This is a genomic window from Bradyrhizobium sp. UFLA05-108 (assembly GCF_059803455.1).
This window is the reverse complement of the sequence record NZ_JBANAZ010000007.1, coordinates 83957-102278: the sequence shown is the minus strand read 5'-3', so window position 1 is coordinate 102278 and position 18322 is coordinate 83957. Positions and strand designations below refer to the sequence as shown.

Sequence of the window (18322 nt, the reverse complement as noted above, 5' to 3'; positions counted from 1 at the left end):
GTCAACTTCAATCGCGACGCGCGGCGGTGGTCCGCCGCGCTTCTGTGGATGTTTTGAGATGTCGCGGAGCGGCGGGCAGTCTCGGCTCCGGCTGAATCTTATGCCGACAGAACGATCTCGCGCGTGAGACCGCGGCAGTCCATTTCAAAGTCGATCTTCTGAACGGGCGGCCGGCAGGGATACCAGGTCAAGCCGCTGCAAGCGGCGCCGCGCGCTGTGATCTCATCCAGAAAGAAGGGGTGCAGATCGAAAACGGTATAGACCTGGACGGCGGTGGTATCGGCCCAGCCAAACCCGAAGGCCGCCAGTCGCTTCTCCATCTCGCCGAGGGTCTGCTGGGCCTTTGCGCGCAATCCGGCGGGCGAGGTGTCTCCAAAAGCGACGATCCGATCCTGTGGCACCGTGGCGCTGCGTGTCTCGGCGCCGCCCGAGATCAGGAATGTTGGAGCCGCGGACGTGTCCGGAACGGTGTAGGTGAAGGCGTAGAATCCGGACTCCGTCGGCGGATCGAGTTCGGGACATACATTGCTTCGTGCAACCGGATTATCCTCGCCCTTCATGATGCCCCACTCTCGCAACACCTGGGCATAGCCCAGATTGAACTCGCGAAAGCCGTCCGCGGTGAAAGGCAGCGTCGAGCGCAATTCACATGCGGCAAATGCGGTGAGCGGCCGTCCAAGCGAGCCGAGATGCGCCTTGATCCGCGCGAAGCCTTCGGCCATTGGCACCAGCCGGTTGAAGCGTGCCCGCTCCAGCCGGAAGCCGGGAAGCGCCGCGACGCCGGACGAGTATTGAAACTCGAAGGGAATGTAGGAGTAGCCGCCGGAGGCAGTGGGTTTGGTTGCGGGGTGAGAGGCCGACATGGTCGCGTGTCCTTTCGAACGTGGGAGGAGAAGAAGCATAGTCTCAGCGCCGGCGCCGCCGGGTCGGCGACTAGAAATAGGTCCTGATGGCCGAGATGCAGTTGTACGCGTCGTCGACCATCTGCATGACGCGCCACTTGTCGAAGGTCAGGCAGGGATGAGAAATGCCGAACGCAACCATGTCGCCGACGGCCAGAGGAGAGTCAGGCGGAATGGCGAAATGGCAGTGCTGGTCATTCAGATGGGTCACGCGGTGGCCGGGCGGGATCGTTGCCGGAGCCGTCATCGTGTTGCCCGGACGGAACCATTTCAGCGCCAGCGGCGGATCGTCATAGGACGCGTCGCGCTTGCCGAAGCCGAGAATCGCCTTTTCGGGCTCGGGCCGCGACTGGACATAGGCCCAGATCTCCAGCGCCGGTCGCAGTCCGCCGCCCATGGCTGCCAGTTCGGGGTCCCGGAGACGCAGGGCTTCGAACGCGCGCCTGTACAGGATGTCGTCATGCGTGATGTAGCAGCCGCTCCGCAGCACCACCTTGGTTGGCTGGCCGATCTCGATGGATCGCAGCTTTGCCGCGACGAGATCATAGTAGATCGAACCGCCCGCGCTCAGCAGCACCTCGCCTGGCGCAAACAGTCTCTCCTTTGCGCAAGCCCTGGCGAGGGACGCCATCCGCTCGAGGAAACCGTCAACCAGGACAGTGCTCTCTGCCGGAGTGCCGCCGTGCATAAGACCCTCGAAACCTTCAATCCCCGCCAAGGCAAGAACGGGTGAGCCTGCCGCGATCGCGCGCGCAACTGCGAGTGCGGACTCGAGATCGCGGCAGCCGGTGCGGCCGCCGCGATAGCCGATCTCGACCAGGAGACGCAGCGGCCGGTCTGCGTTGATGCGGCGCGCCGCATCTGCGAGGCGCTCAACATTGGCGATCGAATCGGCGAGGCAGCAGAATTCGAAACCGGGGGAGCGCTTCAGTTCTTCCAATACGTAGTCGATATTGCGACGACCGACGAGCTGGTTCGCCATCACGATACGGGAATAGCCGAACCGGCGCGCCACCTGAAGCTGATGCACGGTGGCAACCGTGATGCCCCAGGCGCCCGCCGCGAGTTGCAGATCGAAGAGTGCTGGGCTCATCGTCGTCTTGCCATGCGGCGCGATCGCCACGCCGCTCTGCGCAATGAAGCGCTGCATCCAGCGGACGTTGTGCCACACGGCGTCCTCCTTCAGCACGGCGACCGGCAGCGGCAAGTCTTCCTTCAGCAGGTTCCACCCCTGCATACGCAAAGCATCGATGGGGATGACGCCAACGTGGCCGGGGATTCCCTTTTCGGTATCGTCGAGCGGACGTTCGTCGTTGCGAGGAATGTGTCTGGTCATTCTTTTGCGTCTCGTCCTGCGCACAATGCGCCAAATACTATACCGTCTGTACTGTAAATAAATATTCCAGTGAACGACCCTGTCAAATGGTAAATCCAAGCAGAATCGGGATTCCTCTTATTCGCTATAGAAACCGTCCATACGGTGCAGTAATTAAGCTTGACAGCCAGAGATGCTTCTGAAAATAGTCGCCGTATGAGCAAGAAGCCAGCCAAGTCGAAGTCGGCCACCGAGCGCAGTGTTGGCCGTCCAAGCGCGCGGCCGATGCTGCTCGATGCTGCCCTCGATCTGATTGCCGAGGAGGGCGTGGCGGCGTTGACCTACGAAGCGCTCGCGGCGCGCACCGGCGTCAGCAAAGGCGGTCTGCTCTACCACTTCCTCAGCAAGGAAGCCCTGATCGATGCGCTCGCCGAGCGGCTCGTCGAGCGCTATGCCGAAGCTCGCCAGAGGACGACCGAGAGCTTGCCGGACACGCCATCGCGCGAGCTCAAGGGCTATGCGATCGCCTCGATGCACAACCGCTCAAAGGCGGACAAGGCCAGTGCGCGGCTGCGCATGTCCGGGCTATGGAATAACCGAGCCGGTAAAGCCTACTACGCGGAGCGTTTCCGCGAGATCAGCGCGGGCATCGACTTCGACCGCGCGGCGATCGTGCACCTCGCGGTGGAAGGGCTTTGGTACATGGAGCTGGCCGGCGTCTCGCCCTTCACGGATATGGAGCGCCGAAAGATCGTCATGAAGCTGCTGGGCTTGGCTGACGGTGGCGAACTGGGCAGCGGTGACGCTACCGTGCCCTCCCGGGCGCGTAAATCCTGACTCAAGCGGTGCGTCGCGCGGTTTGGGCGTGCCGCTATTTCGCGCGGGCAGTCAATGCAGCCTCGCGCGTTGCGATCTCCTCGGCCGCGCCTTCGGCTGCGCCGGGGCCTGCGTGCACGTGGACCTCTTTTGCGATGATCGGCTCGCCGCATTCGGAGCAGACCAGCACCGGATCGAACATCTTGCCACAACGCTTGTGTTCGTGAAGCAGGGGGCGGCCGCGCTCATCCACCATGTGAGTGTCGCCCCAATGCACGATCGCCATCACCACGGGATAGAGATCCAGCCCTTTCTGGGTGAGGATGTATTCATAACGTGTCGGATTCTCCTGATAGGGCGAGCGCCTGAGCACGCCGAACCGGACGAGCTTCTTCAGGCGATCGGCGAGGACGTGCCGGGTCACCCCGAGCCGCGACTGAAACTCCTCGAACCGGCGCACGCGCAGAAAGCAGTCGCGCAGGATCAGCAGGCTCCAACGATCGCCGATCACGGCCACCGTCCTGGCGACCGAGCACTGCTCCTGCTCAAGCAAATCCCATCGCATTCGTCTAACTCCGAAAAGGCCGCATTTTCCAACGCGTTCGTACTGCAACAATACAAAATTCCAAAATGGAATGAAATAACCCGAAGGACAATGCTTACCCTTCCGCCAGCCTGGATGGCGCGAGATGTTTGACAGTTCTGTTTTAGAACTATATGGTGCCGCCGAAGATGGGCCCTTTGCGGCCCTGCGAGTCAATCGGCGGGAGGATGCAAAACATGTCGAGCGCGCCAGCGGTGCGGGTGCAGTTCCTGTTCGATTTCGGCAGCCCGAACGCCTATCTCGCCGACCGCGTTATTCCTGAGATCGAGGCCCGCACCGGCGTGACGTTCGACTACGTACCGGTGCTGCTCGGCGGCATCTTCAAGCTCACCGGCAATTCCTCGCCGGCCGATTCCCTGAAGGGCATCAGAAACAAGCGTGAATACATGGAGGTCGAGACGGCGCGTTTCCTGCGCCGGCACGGCATCACGACCTTCCGCCCCAATCCGTTCTTCCCTGTCAATACGCTGCAACTGATGCGCGGTGCCGTCGCGGCACAGGAGCTGGGGCTGTTCGCGGCGTATTTCCGCGCGGTCAATCACCATATGTGGGAGGAGCCCAAGAAGATGGACGACCCCGAGGTGATGCGTCAGGCGCTGACCGCCTCCGGGATCGATGTTGCCCTCATCGCAGCGAAATCGCAGGACCAGACGGTCAAGAACCGCCTGATGGAGCTGACGCAGAACGCGGTTACCCGCGGCGCGTTCGGCTCGCCGACCTTTTTCGTCAATGACGAGATGTTCTTCGGCAAGGACCAGCTCCGCGACGTCGAAGAGGAAATCCTGACACAACTCTCCGACACGAGGCGGCTCGTCGCCTCGTCCTGATTCGCTTCGTTCGACTGCACGCGCATAGAGCCCGGCAAGGGCCGGCGCCTGTCCACCAGGGAGGACTGTATGACCAGCGTCAACGACGTCGACATGGTCGATCTCATCGCGCGGCTGCCGTGCAGGGTTCATGAGGTCTATGCCCCCTTCGCCCGGACCTCGCCCGATCTGCCCGCCTTTATCGAAGCCGGACGCGTCTGGACCTACCGGCAATTTTCCGATGCCGTCACTGCGGCCGCGAAAGATTTCGCCGATCTCGCGATCAGGCCCGGCGATCGGGTCATGGTGGTGAGCGAGAACAGCGTTGCGCTCGGGGCCATGCTGTTTGCGGCAAGTCAAATCGATGCCTGGGCGATTCCCGTCAATCCGCGTCTCTCTGCTCGCGAGCTCGATCTCATCGCTACCCACAGCGGCGCGCGCCGCGTGCTGTTCAATGCGGCGCTGTCGAAGGAGGCCGCCGAGCACGCGAACCGCATTTGCGCAAGCTTGCGCGCCGTCGGCCCGTTCGGCAGCATCGGCGTCGGCGCGCTGAATGATGCGGCGCAGGCCGAGCCGGTCGAAGCGGGCAGCGACCGGCAGGTTGCCACGCTGATGTACACGTCCGGGACGACGGGGGCGCCGAAGGGCGTGATGCTCAGCCATCGCAATCTGCTCGTCGCGGCAAGGGTATCGGGCAATCTCCGCCGGACCGCGCCCGGCGATCGCATCTATGGTGTGCTGCCGATGTCGCACATCGTCGGCTATTCGATCCTCTTGATCTCGACACTGATGCACGGCGCCGCGTTGCATGTCGTGTCAAAGGCGGATCCTGTGGCGCTCGCGCGCGCGCTCGCGGAGGAAGGGATCACCACGCTGTTCGGTGTGCCTGCAACCTATCAACGCCTGCTCGAATACAAGACCGTCAACGGCATCGCGAAGCTCAAGTGCGAAAAGCTCCGCCTGATGGGCGTGGCCGGCGCGCCGCTCGACCTAGACCTCAAGCGCCGCATGGAGGCCGAGTTCGGCATTCCACTACTCAACGGCTACGGCATCACCGAATGCTCGCCGGGCCTTGCCGCCGTGCGCGAGGAGGATCCCGCGGCAGACGAGAGCGTGGGACCGTTCCTGCCCGGGGTCGAGCACAGGATCGTCGCTCGCGACGGGCGCCAGGTCGGCATCGGCGAAGTCGGCGAGCTGCATGTACGTGGCGCCAATATCATGCTCGGCTACTATCGCGCGCCCGATCTGACGGCGGCCGCGATCGATCGCGACGGCTGGTTCAATACCGGCGATCTCGGCCGGGTGAACGAGCGGGGGCAGCTCTACATCGTCGGACGCACCAAGGAGATGATCATCCGTTCCGGCTTCAACGTCTATCCGGCGGAGATCGAGGCGGTCCTGAATGCGCATCAAGAGATCGTGCAGTCGGCCGTGGTCGGGCGTCCCGTGGACGGCAACGAGGAGGTCGTCGCCTTCGTCCAGCTGTTGCCCGGAGCAAGCGTCGATGCGGAGGCGCTGAAGGCTTACGCTGCGGGCGAGCTTACGCCCTACAAGCGGCCGACCGAGCTGATCGTGCTCGATGCGCTGCCGGCGGCCTCGACCGGAAAAATCCTCAAGCACAGGCTTCGCGAGCTCGCGATTGCGGGCACGAGGACGAACGATCTGGCGACGACGGGTTGAGCGGCGTGCAGCGCGTGCATGATCTCACGGGGAAGAGGAGCTTTCGATGTTCAAGAGACTTTTAGCCACTGCCGTTCTGTTTGCCGCGACCACCGGCGCCGTGTTGTGCGAAACGCCCGGAGTCAGCGAAACCGAGATCAGGATCGGCGCGACGTTTCCGTTCAGCGGTCCGGCTTCTCCCTTGAGCAACACCGGCAAGGGTCTGATCGCCTACGTCAATTCGATCAACGATCGCGGCGGCGTCAATGGTCGGAAGATCAATCTGATCACCTATGACGACGCCTATAGTCCGCCGAAGACGGTGGAGCAGACCAGGAAGCTCGTCGAAAGCGACGAGGTGGCGTTCCTGTTCAGCCCGCTCGGCACGCCCGGAATCGGCGCGACCATCAAATATGTCAACGCGAAGAGGGTACCTCATCTCTTCGTCGTGAGCGGCGCGACCAAGTTCACGAATTTCTCCGAATTCCCCATGACCACCACGGGGTTGCCGAGCTACACCACGGAAGGGCGCATCTATGCGCGCTACATCACGCAGACCAAGCCGAATGCCAAGATCGCGATCCTCTATCAGAACGACGATCTCGGCCGGGACTTCATCAGCGCCTTCAAAGATTATCTGAAGGACGGCTTCGACAAGAAAGTCATCGCGTCCTCTTATGAGGTGAGCGAGCCGACCATCGAGTCCCACATGGTGTCGCTGAAATCCTCTGGCGCCGAGGCGTTCCTGTTCGCGGGCACGCCGAAGTTCGCGGCGCAGGCCATCAAGAAGGCCGACGAGATCGGCTGGAAGCCCTTGTTCCTGATCAACCTGGTGTCGACCTCGGTCTCTTCGACCATCGTGCCGGCGGGACAGGAGAAGGCCGTGGGCATCATCGCCGCGACCATGCTCAAGGACCCCGGCGACAAGAGATGGGCAGATGACCCCGGCATGACTTGGTACCGCGCGCATTTCGCAAAATACCTGCCGGGCGCTGATATCGGCGACGCCAATTATCTGTTCGGGACCCAGCAGGGGCAGATCCTGGAGCAGGTGTTGAGGCAGTGCGGCGACGATCTTTCGCGCGACAACATCCTCAGGCAGGCGCGGAACATCCGCGGCCTTTCCCTGCCAACGCTCATTCCGGGGGTGACAATCAACACGGGGCCTGACAACAGTATGGCCTATACGCAATTGCAGCTGCAGCGTTGGACCGGAAGTTCCTGGGAGCAGTTTGGTGACGTGCTGAACGCAGAGGGCAACTGAACGCCGGCGCGCCTTTCCAATCTTGGGAGAACACCATGAAGACGGCGATCGTGATCGGTGTGGGCCCGGACCGAGGGTTGGGTGCCCAGCTCTGCAAGCGTTTTGCAAACGACGGGCTCAAGGTGATCGTGGCGGGACGCACGCCGAGCACTCTGGAGTCGGTTGCGCGCGATATCGTCGCCGCCGGAGGAGAGGCCATTCCTTTCGTCGCCGATGCCACCAAGGAGGGCGACGTCGCCGCATTGTTCGATATCGCTGGCAGCGAGCTCGATCTCGCGATCTACAACGCTGGCAACAACACGCCCGGCAAGATCATCGAGATGGAAGCCGACTATTTCGAAAACGCCTGGCGCGTCGTCTGCTTCGGCGGCTTCCTGTTCGGCCGCGAGGCGGTGCGCCGCATGGCGCCGAAGAAGACCGGCACGCTGCTCTTCACCGGCGCCAGCGCCTCGCTGCGCGGGCGCCCGGGCTTTGGCGCGTTCAACTCCGCAAAGGCGGGCCTGCGCACGCTCGCCCAGGCCATGGCCAAGGAATATGCGCCCGACGGCATCCATGTCGGCCACGTCATCGTCGACGGCGCGATCGCCGGCGACAAGATCATGAACCGTTTCCCCGATGCTGCAAGCCGGCAGGACAGCCTGATCAGCATCGAAGGCATCGTCGATGCGTTCGCCTTCCTCTACCGGCAGTCTGAACGGGCCTGGTCGTTCGAGCTCGACGTGCGGACGTCGAAGGAGAAGTGGTGAAGTCTTGTCCCTCGTCTCACCGATCAGGCGGCCGCCTTGTTCTTGATGGCGCCGATGATCGCGGTGAGAATCGCCCCGCCGGCGCCACCGGCGACGACTTGTGACACGATGCCGCCAACGCTCAAGTTTCCAGATTCGGCTGCGGCCATGATGGACGGAAGCAGCAACGTAATGACCTGGCCGAGCACTCCGCCGCCGACCAGACCTGAAATGACGTTTCCGGCCATTCCGAGATCAAATGTCGGCGAAGACTTGCCCGCGCCAATTCCACCAAGCGCGCCTGAGACGAGGTTGATCAGAATCTGTTCCATGCGGATCTCCCGTACGTGGTCGTCGGGCAGTTCGCCAGCCACTGCAGTCGTCTGACGAGCGGCCCACCCCCGCATCGTCAGGCGGCTTGCAGGCAAAGACAATAGAGCCTGTTGCCGATCGACCGGTGAAACAAACCCTCGGTCGTGGCACAAACTGCATAGCGAGGTTCGCAGCTTGCCGCTCTCCGCCGAACGACGCCCTGGCATGGTGGGCAAGGCGCGTCAGCGCCGTGCCCACCATCTCTCGCGATTGCGACAGAAGTGGTGGGCACGCTTGCGCCTTCGCTCTTCGAGCTGCGGCGGACAAGTCGCTTTGCCCACCCTGCGCATCGACAAGCCTCTCAATACCCGGCGGCCAGCCCCGAGTTGCGGCGGGGATCGTTGGCGCCATAGTAGCGGTTGTTGCCGACCGGCTTGCCGTTCAGCGACGGCGCGCCGACGATGATGACCGCCAGATGGTTGGCCGGCTGTGGCGGCCCGAACTTGTGGCCCATGCCTTCCAGAATCTTGCGGGTGTCCGGCGACAGCGCATAGTCCTCGACGTTGGTGAGGTCGGGCAGCCATTGCTGGTGGATGCGCGGCATGTCGACGGCTTCTTGCGCGTTCATGTCATAATCGATCGCGTTGATCATGGTCTGCAACACAGCCGTGATGATGCGGCTGCCGCCGGGCGTGCCCACCACCATGACCGTCTTGCCGTCCTTGGTGACGATGGTGGGGCTCATCGAGGACAGCGGCCGCTTGCCGGGAGCGATGGCATTGGCCTCGCCCTGCACCAGGCCGTACAGGTTCGGCACCCCGACCTTGGCGGTGAAGTCGTCCATTTCATCGTTCAGCAGCACGCCGGTCTTGGCCGCCGTCACGTTGGCACCGAACCAGTCGTTCAGCGTGTACGTCACCGAAACCGCGTTGCCGTCCTTGTCTGCGATCGAATAGTGCGTGGTGTTGCTTCCCTCATGCGGCTCTATGCCCGGCTTGATGTCCTTGGAGACGCCAGCCTTGTTCGGATCGATCACGGCGCGGATCTTGGTCGCGTAATTCTTGTCGAGCAGGCGGTCGAGCGGATTCTTCACGAAGTCCGGGTCGCCGAGGTAGCTGTTGCGGTCCACGTAGGCGTGGCGCATGGCTTCGATCTGGACGTGCACGGCCTGCGCGGAGTGGTAGCCCAGCTCTCTCAGCGGATAGCCCTCCAGGATATTCAGGATCTCGCAGATGACGACGCCGCCCGAGCTCGGTGGCGGTGCGGAGATCACGTGGTAGCCGCGATAGTCGCACTCGACGGGCGCGAGCTCGCGCGTCTTGTAGCCGTCAAGGTCGTCCTGCGTCAGCAGGCCCTTGCCGGCCTGGCTCGATGCCACGATGGCGCTGCCGACCCAGCCCTTGTAGAAGCCGTCGGTGCCTTTGCTGCTGATCTCGCGCAGGGTCTTGGCGAGTTCCGACTGCACCAGCTTTTCGCCCACCTGGAACGGCTGACCGTTGTTGAGGAAGATGGCGGCGGACGCGGGATCGTTCTGAAAATCCGTGGTGGCGGTATGCAACAAATCGATGTCGCCCTGGTCCAGCGCAAAGCCCTGTTCGGCGAGCTGGATCGCGGGAGCGAGCAGGTCGGCGCGCTTCATGGTGCCGTACTTTTCGCGCGCATACTCCATGCCCGAGACAGATCCCGGCACACCCACCGCCAGGTGCCCCTTGGTCGAAATGCCCTTGATGACGTTGCCATCCTTGTCGAGATACATGTTGGCGGTCGCGCCCTTCGGGGCCGTCTCGCGGAAATCGAGGAAGGTCTTGCGGCCGTCGGCGAGCTCGATCGTCATGAAGCCGCCGCCACCGAGATTGCCGGCTGCCGGATAGACCACCGCCAATGCGTAGCCGACCGCGACCGCCGCATCGACGGCATTGCCGCCGCGCTTGAGCACGTCCACGCCCACCTGTGTCGCCAGATGCTGCGCGGATACCACCATGCCGTTTTCCGCTGCGACCGGGGCGACCGACGCTGCACGTGCGGGGCAGAACGTTGTGAGGCTGACTGAGATGATCGCGGCGACCATGCACCGCATGCTTGTTGTTGGATTTTGCAAGGGAACGCTCCTTGGGAGGGCCGGTGATCCCGGCGCATATTGTTATCAGTGAGCGCACCCTATCAGCTCGTGCCCATTGTGAAATGGAAGGTGACGACTTGGCGTAGCCACAGGGCAAGCCGCGCTCCCTCGCCCCTTGCTGGGAGGGTGGGGCAGGGGGGTAGCCCAGGAAAAGGTGGCTCCGTCATTGCGAAGATTTCGGGAGGGAGTCCTCCCCTCCCTGGCCCTCGCCCGCAAAGCGGGAGGGAACCGACCCTGCCCTGGCCTGACTGCGCTCCCTCTAGACGACGGCTCTCGCCGGGCGAATTGCCGCATCCATCCCGGCCAAACCTCTGCCCAGCCTACCATTCCGGCAGCCAAATGCGCCCGCGCTAACCCCGCATTAACTATCGTCGGCGTCTGGTAAGGTCGGCAAGTCGCGCCCAAAGGCTTAGTCGAGGCCCTTAGTTTTGACATCTTGGCAAGGAAAGCAGACGGCCGGCTTCGGACGGGCCGCTGCAATCCAAAAAGATAAGGCTTTGCGCAGGCTTGGCAGGTGCGCGCGACCCGCGCGGCTTTGGGGAACCGGCAGCGATTTTGCGCGCCGAGGACATGGAACGATCGCCTTGAGAGGATACCGCTTATGAATCCGGCCGACGTCGCTCAGTCAGCCCTGCCGGTTGCTGCTTCCGCCGACGTGTCGCTGATCGCGCTGTTCTGGCAGGCTCACTGGATCGTGAAGGCGGTGATGCTCGGACTGTTGTCCTGCTCGGTCTGGGTGTGGGCGATCGCGATCGACAAGATCTTCCTCTATGCCCGCACCCGCCGCTCGATGGACCGTTTCGAGCAGGCATTCTGGTCCGGCGAGTCGATCGAGGAGCTCTATCGCACACTGTCGGCCAAGCCGACCCATTCGATGGCGGCCTGCTTCGTCGCCGCGATGCGTGAGTGGAAGCGCTCCTTCGAGAGCCACGCGCGTTCTGTCGCCGGGCTGCAGATGCGGATCGAGAAGGTGATGAACGTGTCGATCGCGCGCGAGATCGAGCGGCTGGAGCGGCGTCTGCTGGTGCTCGCGACCGTCGGCTCAGCCGGCCCCTTCGTCGGCCTGTTCGGTACCGTCTGGGGCATCATGTCGAGCTTCCAGTCGATCGCGGCCTCGAAAAATACCTCTTTGGCGGTGGTGGCCCCCGGCATCGCGGAGGCGCTGTTTGCGACCGCAATCGGCCTTATCGCCGCCATTCCTGCCACTATTTTCTACAATAAGTTCACCTCCGAGGTGAACCGGCAGGCCCAGCGGCTCGAGGGTTTTGCGGATGAGTTTTCAGCCATCCTGTCCCGTCAGATCGACGAGCGTGGGTGATGGACGCTATAGAGACGACGATCGTGGGCTTTAGATCATGGCGATGAACGTAGCCAGTTCGTCCGGTGGCGGCGGCCGCCGCAGCCGGCGCAAATCGGTCATGGCCGAAATCAACGTCACGCCGATGGTCGACGTGATGCTGGTGCTGCTCATCATCTTCATGGTCGCAGCGCCGCTGATGACATCGAACATCGACATCGATCTGCCGGTCGCCAACGGCGGCAAGTCGATCTCCTCGAACGCGCCGCCATTGACGCTGTCAGTGAAGCGGACGACCGGCGGCTGCAATTCGAACGTGGAATTGTATCTCGGCGACAGCCCGATCTCGGCTACTGATCTTCAGTCCAAGATCGAGGCGATCAAGGACACGCGGTCCGACGCCGACCGGGTCGTCTATCTGCGTGGCGACAAGGACGTCTGCTACACCGACATGATGAAGCTGTTAGGGCAGGTGCGCGCCGCCGGCTTCAAGGCCAATATCGTGATTATCCCGGAGCAGGGATGAAGGTCAAAGTCGACAAGACTGTTGTTGCGTCGATTGTCCTCCACGTCCTCGTGATCGGCTGGGGGTTGATCTCCTTTAGCTCGCGCGCGCTCGAAATTCCGGAAGAATCCGTCATTCCGGTCGATATTTCATTGGATCAGCCGGCCAAGGCAACCGCCGGCGTGCAGACCGCCGAAAAGGACAAGCAAAAGCCAAAGGTTGACAAGGTCGCTCCCGAAGTGACGCCGCCCGAGGAGTCCCAGGGCAAGATCACCACCAAGAAAGAGCTGATTCAGACCAACACGACTCCGCCGCCGCCGAAGCCGGTGGAGAAGCCCGTCGAGAAAAAGCCTGATCCACCGAAGCCGGTTCAGGAAAGCAAGACCAAGGAAGAGAGCAAGCCGGCCGACAAGAAGCCCGAGGAAAAGGTCGATCCGATCGCCGAAGCCCTGAACAAGCCGGAGAAGGAGAAGAAGCCTCCGCCGCCGAAGCAGGAAGCTGCCAAGCCGCAGCCGCCGAAGCCGAAGGACCGGCCGTTCAATCCGATGGACATCATGGCCAAGCTCGAGGACAAGCGCGATCCGACGCGGCACGAGATGACCGGCGCGACGCCGAATGCGACCAGTGCGCTGGGAACGCAGAACGGCAAGGACACTGCGATCGTCGCGACCTGGAAGGGCGCGTTCGTCGCTGCCGTCAGGCGCTGCTTCAGATTCCCCTATAATGGCCAGGATGCCGATCAGTTCGAGGTCGACATCGACATCCAGATGCGGCCCGATGGAACGGTTGCCTCCTCGCCCGTGATCGTCGCCGTGCGCGGGCCGTCGCGCTCGGTCGGCACGGCGATGGCCGAGAGCGCGAAGCGCGCGGTCGAGGAGTGTCAGGCCTATGCGTTCCTGCCCAAGTCGCAATACGACACCTGGAAATACATTCCGATGACGTTCGGCCTCAAAGACATGCTGTAAGCGAAAAGAAATAACTCAGATGAACAAGATGCCATTGCTGACGCGACGTGGATTCATGATGGCGGCAGGCTCGACTGCCACATTGCTGGCCGGCCAGGCCGCCCTTGCACAGCGACAGGAGGGGCGCCTCAAGGTCGACCCAACCGAATTCCAGCCGATTCCGATCGCGATCCCGAATTTCGTGGCGGGCTCACCCTCGGACGGCGAGGTCGGTGCCGGGGTGACGCAGGTGATCACCAACAACCTGAAGCGCTCGGGGCTGTTCAATCCGATCGACCAGGCCGCTTATCTGGAGCGCATCACCAACATCGACGTCGCGCCGCAATTCCAGAGCTGGAAGCAGATCAACGTGCAGGCGCTGGTCACCGGCCGCATGACGCGCCAGCCGGACGGTCGCCTCAAGGCAGAATTCCGCCTCTGGGACGTCGTCTCGGGACAGCAGCTCACCGGCCAGCAATATTTCACCTCGCCGGAATACTGGCGCCGCATCGCCCACATCATCTCCGACCAGATCTATGAGCGGCTCACCGGTGAGAAGGGCTATTTCGACAGCCGCGTCGTCTTCGTCGACGAGAGCGGACCGAAGGAGCGTCGCGTCAAGAAGCTCGCGATCATGGACCAGGACGGCGCCAATGTGCGCTATCTGACGCGGGGCTCGGACCTCGTGCTGACGCCGCGCTTCTCGCCGAACTCGCAAGAGATCACCTACATGGAGTTCGGCCAGGGCGATCCGAAGGTCTATCTCTACAACATCGAGACCGGCCAACGCGAAATCGTCGGCAATTTCCCCGGCATGACCTTCGCACCGCGGTTCTCGCCGGACGGCCAGCGCGTCATCATGAGCCTGCAACAGGGCGGTAATTCCAACCTGTTCGTAATGGATCTGCGCTCGCGCTCGACCACGCGCCTCACCGACACGCCGGCGATCGACACATCTCCTTCGTACTCACCGGATGGCACCCGCATCTGCTTCGAGTCTGATCGCGGCGGCAGGTCGCAGATCTATGTGATGGCGGCGGGCGGAGGACAGGCACAGCGCATCTCCTTCTCCAAGGACGACACCAACGCCAGCTATTCGACGCCGGTTTGGTCGCCGAAGGGCGACTACATCGCCTTCACCAGGCAAGGCGGTGGGCAGTTCTCGATCGGCGTCATGAAGCCGGACGGCTCCGGCGAGCGGCTGCTCACCTCCGGCTTCCACAATGAAGGCCCGACGTTCGCGCCGAACGGCCGCGTCGTGATGTTCTTCCGCGATCCCGGCGGGAATGGTGGACCGTCGCTGTTCAGCGTCGACATTTCGGGGCGCAACGAGCAGCGCGTGCCGACACCGGGCTACGCATCCGACCCCGCCTGGTCGCCGCTGCTGTCCTCGACAGCGGGCCAATAAATCCACGGCGTTCATCGGCGCGAAGTTTTCGAAAAACAGCGCCGAGTTTTCGCTTTCTTCGATTGCGGCAAGCTTTCCTTCACCCTGTGCCCGGCAAAGCTTGCCCAGTTGTTTGATATTTCAGCAAAAATTCGTTCGCTGAAGGTTCAAAACAACGCGGCTTTAACGATGTTCCCTCAGAAAGACTTCATCTCGGCTGGGTAAAAGTACGCTCCAAACAGGATGCGTAACAAGCCAATGCAACTGGCCGACCAGAAGCAGAGTGATCGAGACGAGCTGGAGCCCATACTCTACGCCGCTCTCATCAACTCCATGGTGCAGAATTTCTGGGCGATCTTCATCGGCTCGGCCTGTACCGCGGTGGCCGCCGTCATGACGGCGCTGAAAACTGGCGACGTCTTGCTTTGGCCGATCGCGTTTCTGATCATTGCCATTGGCACTGCGCGCGCGTTTCAGATGCGAGCGTACGAAGACCCAACGCTGGCTTTGACGTTCGAACAGGCCAGGCATCTGGAGCCACGCTACTGGCTCGGCGCGCTCGCCTATGCGGGGGTGCTCGGCCTGTGGTGCTTCGTTGTCATCTACAACAACGACGATCCGGTTGCGAACATGCTCTGCGTCGCCGTCACTGTCGGCTACACGGCCGGCGGAGCGGCCCGGAACTACGGCCAGCCCCGGGTGATCCAATGGCACGTCATACTTGCCTGCGGTCCGATGTCGCTCGCCCTGCTGCTGCATGGCGGATTCTACTACATTGGGCTCGCCGTGCTGCTCGTCCTGTTCTTCATCGGCCTGAAGAACATCAACCTCAGCCTGCATGCGATCTTCGTCAAGGCTCTGACCTCGAGTTTCCGTGAATCTGCGCTGGCGAGTCAGTTCGATACTGCGCTGAACAACATGCCGCACGGCCTTTGCATGTTCCGCGCCGACGGACGGCTTGCGGTGATGAACCATCGCTTCAGCGACTTGATGGTGCTGCCGGAGAATTTCGTCACTCGCGGCGCCAGCGCCGCCGACGTCATCGCGGCCTGCGTGGCCTCCGACTCGATCTCGGCGGACAGCGGCGACATGATCCTCGCCGAGATCAAGGGCGCGCAGATGAAGGAGATCGTCACCACCGATCCCGATCTGGAGCGCTGCCGCACGCTGTCGTGGACGTTCCAGCCGATGGCCGGCGGCGGCACGGTGCTCCTGCTCGAGGACATCACCGAGCGCACCAATGCGGAAGCCAAGATCAGCCACCTGGCGCGCTATGACGAGCTGACGGCGCTGCCGAACCGCGTCAGTTTCCGCGACGAGATCGAGCGGCTGCTCGCGATCTCGCACGATGCCGAGCGCCTCTCTGCGCTGCTGTTCGTCGATCTCGACCAGTTCAAGCAGGTCAACGACACGCTCGGCCACCCCTGCGGCGACCAGCTCCTGTGCGCGGTGGCGAACCGCCTGCGCGAGATGCTGCGCCCCGAAGATTTCGTGGCCCGCTTCGGCGGCGACGAGTTCGTCGTGTTCCAGCAGAACCTCAACTCGCCCGAGGATGCTGCCGCGCTTGCCCGCCGCATCGTCGAACGGCTCAGCGAGCGTTATCGCATCGACAATCACCTGGTCGAGATCGGCGCCAGCGTCGGCATCGCCTTGACTTCGCCCGAAGGCTCCAGCGCCGATACGCTTTTGAAGAACGCCGACATGGCGCTCTACCGCGCCAAGGCCGACGGCCGCGGCACCTTCTGCTTCTTCCGTGACGAGATGGCGGCAACGGTCGAGGCTCGCCGAATACTCGAGCTCGATCTGCGCAAGGCGCTCGCCAATGAGGAGTTCGAGCTGTTCTATCAGCCGCTGGTCAATCTGAAGACCGGCAAGATCACCACCTGCGAGGCGCTGCTGCGCTGGAATCATCCGGTGCGCGGCACGGTCTCTCCGGTCGACATCATCCCGGTTGCCGAGGATATGGGCCTGATCGTCGATCTCGGCCGCTGGATCCTGCGCCGAGCCTGCATGGAATGCATGAAGTGGCCCGAAGGCGTTAGCGTTGCCGTGAACTTCTCGCCGCAGCAATTCCACCAGCGCGACGTGCTCAGCGAAATCCGTTACGCGCTGGAAGTCTCGGGGCTTCCGGCGCATCGGCTGGAGATAGAGATCACCGAATCCTCGCTCTTGCGCAACACCCAGCTCACCCACGACATCCTGTCCCAGCTTCACGCGCTCGGGGTCAGCATCTCGCTCGATGATTTCGGCACCGGCTATTCGAGCCTCAGCTACCTGCATAACTTCCCGATGCAGAAGGTGAAGATCGACCGCTCCTTCCTCGAAGGCATCGACACCGACCGGCCGCTCACGCTGCTGCGCGGCGTGGCGCGGCTGTCGGCCGATCTCGGCATGGCGGTCGTGGTCGAGGGTATCGAGACCAACGAGCAGCTTGAGCTGATCAGCGCCGACGGCACCGTTACGGAAGCGCAAGGTTATCTATTCAGTCGCCCGGTCCCTGCGGTACGGATGCGTCAGCTCCTCAACGCCTCTCATGGTCGCCGCGGCGAAGACGGGCTCCAGGTTGTCGGATCGCGATCCTTCGCGTAATCGTTTCTCGAAATTTCCAACAGCGTCAGTGTGTTGCCATGGGACTCCGTAGTCGTACGGGTTAACCCTAATTGATCGATTGCTTTGCGTCGCGGTTAAGAAGGTGTTAATGAATTGTCACGCGCGTTGAAGTTGTTTTCACGCGTCGCGGTGGGTGGTGCGTAAGGAGTTTGGATGCAGTCCTCAGCCCGATCGGTCATTTCGGCTGTTGGACCGGGAGCAGATCTCCTGACCGAGGTCGACTACCGCCTCGCCGAAACCCACGAGGAGAAGGAGGAGATCTACAACCTCCGCTATCGCGCATATCTGCGGGAAGGGGCCGTCAAGGAGAGTCCGGACAGCCGCGTCACCGACCGATATGACGATCTGCCCAACTCGTGGACCTTCGGTGTCTATCTCCAGGGCGAGCTCTGTAGCTCCGTGCGCATCAGTGTGCTGACCTCGGAATGGCGCGCGTCCACCTCAACCGACGTGTTTCCCGACATTCTGCTTCCAAGACTTGACCGTGGCGAGGTCATGATCGATCCGACGCGTTTTGTCGCTGATCCCGACAAGGCGAAGCGGGTTCCGGAATTGCCCTATCTGACGCTGCGCATCGCCTATATGGCCTGCGAGCATTTCAAAGCCGATGTCGGCCTCGCGATCGTGCGTGCCGAGCATCAAGCTTTCTATCGGCGAGTTTTCCTGCACGCGACCATCGCCGAGCCTCGCCTGGTTCCAGGCCTCACGAAGCCGTTCGGACTCATGGCGGCGGATTTCCCGACCTTCCGGAAAAGAGTCTTTGAACGCTATCCGGTGATGCGTTCGACCGCTTTCGAGCGGCGAATGCTGTTCGGGCGCCGCGGTGAGCGTCAGGCCGCGCAACGACGGGTGCTGGTGGCGGACGCAGCCCACGCCTGATTCGCCGCAGGTTGGTGAGCCAACCGCGCCGCTCCGCCGACATTTTTCCTGTTCATCTTGGCTCGACAGGCCCAAATTTCGGGCAAAACAGGCCTTCTGCCGGCCAACGCGGCTTGCCTTCACCGTCGCGCCACATTTACAACCCATTAACCATCGCGGTTGCTTTTCGCCGATCGGG

Annotated in this window: 16 protein-coding genes; 11 read left to right on the top strand and 5 right to left on the bottom strand. The window is 62.5% G+C overall.

Annotation, left to right across the window (positions count from 1 at the left end):
* Positions 1–98: 98 nt before the first annotated feature.
* On the bottom strand, positions 99–863 hold the full coding sequence (cnbZ, locus tag SO140_RS07285; RefSeq protein WP_449376894.1) for a 2-amino-5-chloromuconate deaminase CnbZ: 765 nt from the start codon (positions 861–863) through the stop codon (positions 99–101).
* A gap of 70 nt (positions 864–933) precedes the next feature.
* Positions 934–2238, bottom strand: coding sequence for an amino acid deaminase (locus SO140_RS07280; RefSeq protein WP_449376893.1), 1305 nt, complete (start codon positions 2236–2238; stop codon positions 934–936).
* Positions 2239–2502: 264 nt separating this feature from the next.
* Between SO140_RS07280 and SO140_RS07275 the strand changes: the two genes are divergently transcribed.
* Positions 2503–3054 (top strand): TetR/AcrR family transcriptional regulator, encoded by a 552-nt coding sequence (locus tag SO140_RS07275; RefSeq protein WP_473118347.1) that lies wholly within the window; start codon positions 2503–2505, stop codon positions 3052–3054.
* A gap of 34 nt (positions 3055–3088) precedes the next feature.
* On the opposite strand, the gene SO140_RS07270 is transcribed toward SO140_RS07275, so the two are convergent.
* Positions 3089–3598 (bottom strand): winged helix-turn-helix transcriptional regulator, encoded by a 510-nt coding sequence (locus SO140_RS07270; RefSeq protein WP_449376891.1) that lies wholly within the window; start codon positions 3596–3598, stop codon positions 3089–3091.
* Between the two features lie 215 nt (positions 3599–3813).
* Here SO140_RS07270 and SO140_RS07265 point away from each other — a divergent pair, with 215 nt between their 5' ends.
* From SO140_RS07265 to SO140_RS07250, 4 genes are all read left to right on the top strand, one after another.
* Complete coding sequence (locus SO140_RS07265) at positions 3814–4464, top strand: 2-hydroxychromene-2-carboxylate isomerase (protein ID WP_449376890.1); 651 nt, start codon at positions 3814–3816, stop codon at positions 4462–4464.
* A gap of 69 nt (positions 4465–4533) precedes the next feature.
* Entirely contained in the window at positions 4534–6123 is a 1590-nt protein-coding gene (locus SO140_RS07260; RefSeq protein ID WP_449376889.1) for a class I adenylate-forming enzyme family protein, read from the top strand.
* A gap of 46 nt (positions 6124–6169) precedes the next feature.
* Complete coding sequence (locus SO140_RS07255) at positions 6170–7366, top strand: ABC transporter substrate-binding protein (RefSeq protein WP_449376888.1); 1197 nt, start codon at positions 6170–6172, stop codon at positions 7364–7366.
* A gap of 35 nt (positions 7367–7401) precedes the next feature.
* Positions 7402–8112: an SDR family NAD(P)-dependent oxidoreductase gene (locus SO140_RS07250; RefSeq protein ID WP_449376887.1), complete on the top strand. Its 711-nt coding sequence runs from the start codon at positions 7402–7404 to the stop codon at positions 8110–8112.
* A gap of 23 nt (positions 8113–8135) precedes the next feature.
* On the opposite strand, the gene SO140_RS07245 is transcribed toward SO140_RS07250, so the two are convergent.
* Positions 8136–8423: a hypothetical protein gene (locus tag SO140_RS07245; RefSeq protein WP_449376886.1), complete on the bottom strand. Its 288-nt coding sequence runs from the start codon at positions 8421–8423 to the stop codon at positions 8136–8138.
* Between the two features lie 341 nt (positions 8424–8764).
* Positions 8765–10480, bottom strand: coding sequence for a gamma-glutamyltransferase (ggt, locus tag SO140_RS07240; protein ID WP_449377019.1), 1716 nt, complete (start codon positions 10478–10480; stop codon positions 8765–8767).
* 643 nt (positions 10481–11123) lie between these two features.
* Between ggt and tolQ the strand changes: the two genes are divergently transcribed.
* The 6 genes from tolQ (at position 11124) to SO140_RS07210 (ending at position 18144) form a co-directional block, all read left to right on the top strand.
* On the top strand, positions 11124–11840 hold the full coding sequence (gene tolQ, locus SO140_RS07235; protein ID WP_449376885.1) for a protein TolQ: 717 nt from the start codon (positions 11124–11126) through the stop codon (positions 11838–11840).
* Positions 11841–11877: 37 nt separating this feature from the next.
* Positions 11878–12345: a biopolymer transporter ExbD gene (locus tag SO140_RS07230; RefSeq protein WP_449376884.1), complete on the top strand. Its 468-nt coding sequence runs from the start codon at positions 11878–11880 to the stop codon at positions 12343–12345.
* Positions 12342–13289, top strand: a complete 948-nt coding sequence (tolA, locus tag SO140_RS07225; protein WP_449376883.1) for a cell envelope integrity protein TolA — start codon at positions 12342–12344, stop codon at positions 13287–13289. The genes SO140_RS07230 and tolA overlap by 4 nt, the downstream gene beginning before the upstream one ends.
* Positions 13290–13308: 19 nt before the next feature.
* The gene (gene tolB, locus SO140_RS07220; protein WP_449376882.1) at positions 13309–14676 is read left to right on the top strand and encodes a Tol-Pal system beta propeller repeat protein TolB; all 1368 of its coding nucleotides are present in this window, start codon (positions 13309–13311) and stop codon (positions 14674–14676) included.
* A 237-nt stretch (positions 14677–14913) separates the two neighbouring features.
* Complete coding sequence (locus SO140_RS07215) at positions 14914–17244, top strand: putative bifunctional diguanylate cyclase/phosphodiesterase (protein WP_449376881.1); 2331 nt, start codon at positions 14914–14916, stop codon at positions 17242–17244.
* 174 nt (positions 17245–17418) lie between these two features.
* Positions 17419–18144, top strand: coding sequence for an N-acyl amino acid synthase FeeM domain-containing protein (locus SO140_RS07210; RefSeq protein WP_449376880.1), 726 nt, complete (start codon positions 17419–17421; stop codon positions 18142–18144).
* Positions 18145–18322: the final 178 nt, after the last annotated feature.

What these genes read in the sequence shown, in the direction of transcription:
- SO140_RS07275 (WP_473118347.1), top strand. Translation starts at nt 2,503, where the DNA reads ATGCTGCTCGATGCTGCCCTCGATCTGATTGCCGAGGAGGGCGTGGCG.
- SO140_RS07280 (WP_449376893.1), bottom strand. Translation starts at nt 2,238, where the DNA reads ATGACCAGACACATTCCTCGCAACGACGAACGTCCGCTCGACGATACC.
- SO140_RS07255 (WP_449376888.1), top strand. Translation starts at nt 6,170, where the DNA reads ATGTTCAAGAGACTTTTAGCCACTGCCGTTCTGTTTGCCGCGACCACC.
- SO140_RS07245 (WP_449376886.1), bottom strand. Translation starts at nt 8,423, where the DNA reads ATGGAACAGATTCTGATCAACCTCGTCTCAGGCGCGCTTGGTGGAATT.
- ggt (WP_449377019.1), bottom strand. Translation starts at nt 10,480, where the DNA reads ATGCGGTGCATGGTCGCCGCGATCATCTCAGTCAGCCTCACAACGTTC.
- SO140_RS07265 (WP_449376890.1), top strand. Translation starts at nt 3,814, where the DNA reads ATGTCGAGCGCGCCAGCGGTGCGGGTGCAGTTCCTGTTCGATTTCGGC.
- tolB (WP_449376882.1), top strand. Translation starts at nt 13,309, where the DNA reads ATGAACAAGATGCCATTGCTGACGCGACGTGGATTCATGATGGCGGCA.
- tolQ (WP_449376885.1), top strand. Translation starts at nt 11,124, where the DNA reads ATGAATCCGGCCGACGTCGCTCAGTCAGCCCTGCCGGTTGCTGCTTCC.
- SO140_RS07250 (WP_449376887.1), top strand. Translation starts at nt 7,402, where the DNA reads ATGAAGACGGCGATCGTGATCGGTGTGGGCCCGGACCGAGGGTTGGGT.
- SO140_RS07270 (WP_449376891.1), bottom strand. Translation starts at nt 3,598, where the DNA reads ATGCGATGGGATTTGCTTGAGCAGGAGCAGTGCTCGGTCGCCAGGACG.
- SO140_RS07260 (WP_449376889.1), top strand. Translation starts at nt 4,534, where the DNA reads ATGACCAGCGTCAACGACGTCGACATGGTCGATCTCATCGCGCGGCTG.
- cnbZ (WP_449376894.1), bottom strand. Translation starts at nt 863, where the DNA reads ATGTCGGCCTCTCACCCCGCAACCAAACCCACTGCCTCCGGCGGCTAC.
- SO140_RS07215 (WP_449376881.1), top strand. Translation starts at nt 14,914, where the DNA reads ATGCAACTGGCCGACCAGAAGCAGAGTGATCGAGACGAGCTGGAGCCC.
- SO140_RS07230 (WP_449376884.1), top strand. Translation starts at nt 11,878, where the DNA reads ATGGCGATGAACGTAGCCAGTTCGTCCGGTGGCGGCGGCCGCCGCAGC.
- tolA (WP_449376883.1), top strand. Translation starts at nt 12,342, where the DNA reads ATGAAGGTCAAAGTCGACAAGACTGTTGTTGCGTCGATTGTCCTCCAC.
- SO140_RS07210 (WP_449376880.1), top strand. Translation starts at nt 17,419, where the DNA reads ATGCAGTCCTCAGCCCGATCGGTCATTTCGGCTGTTGGACCGGGAGCA.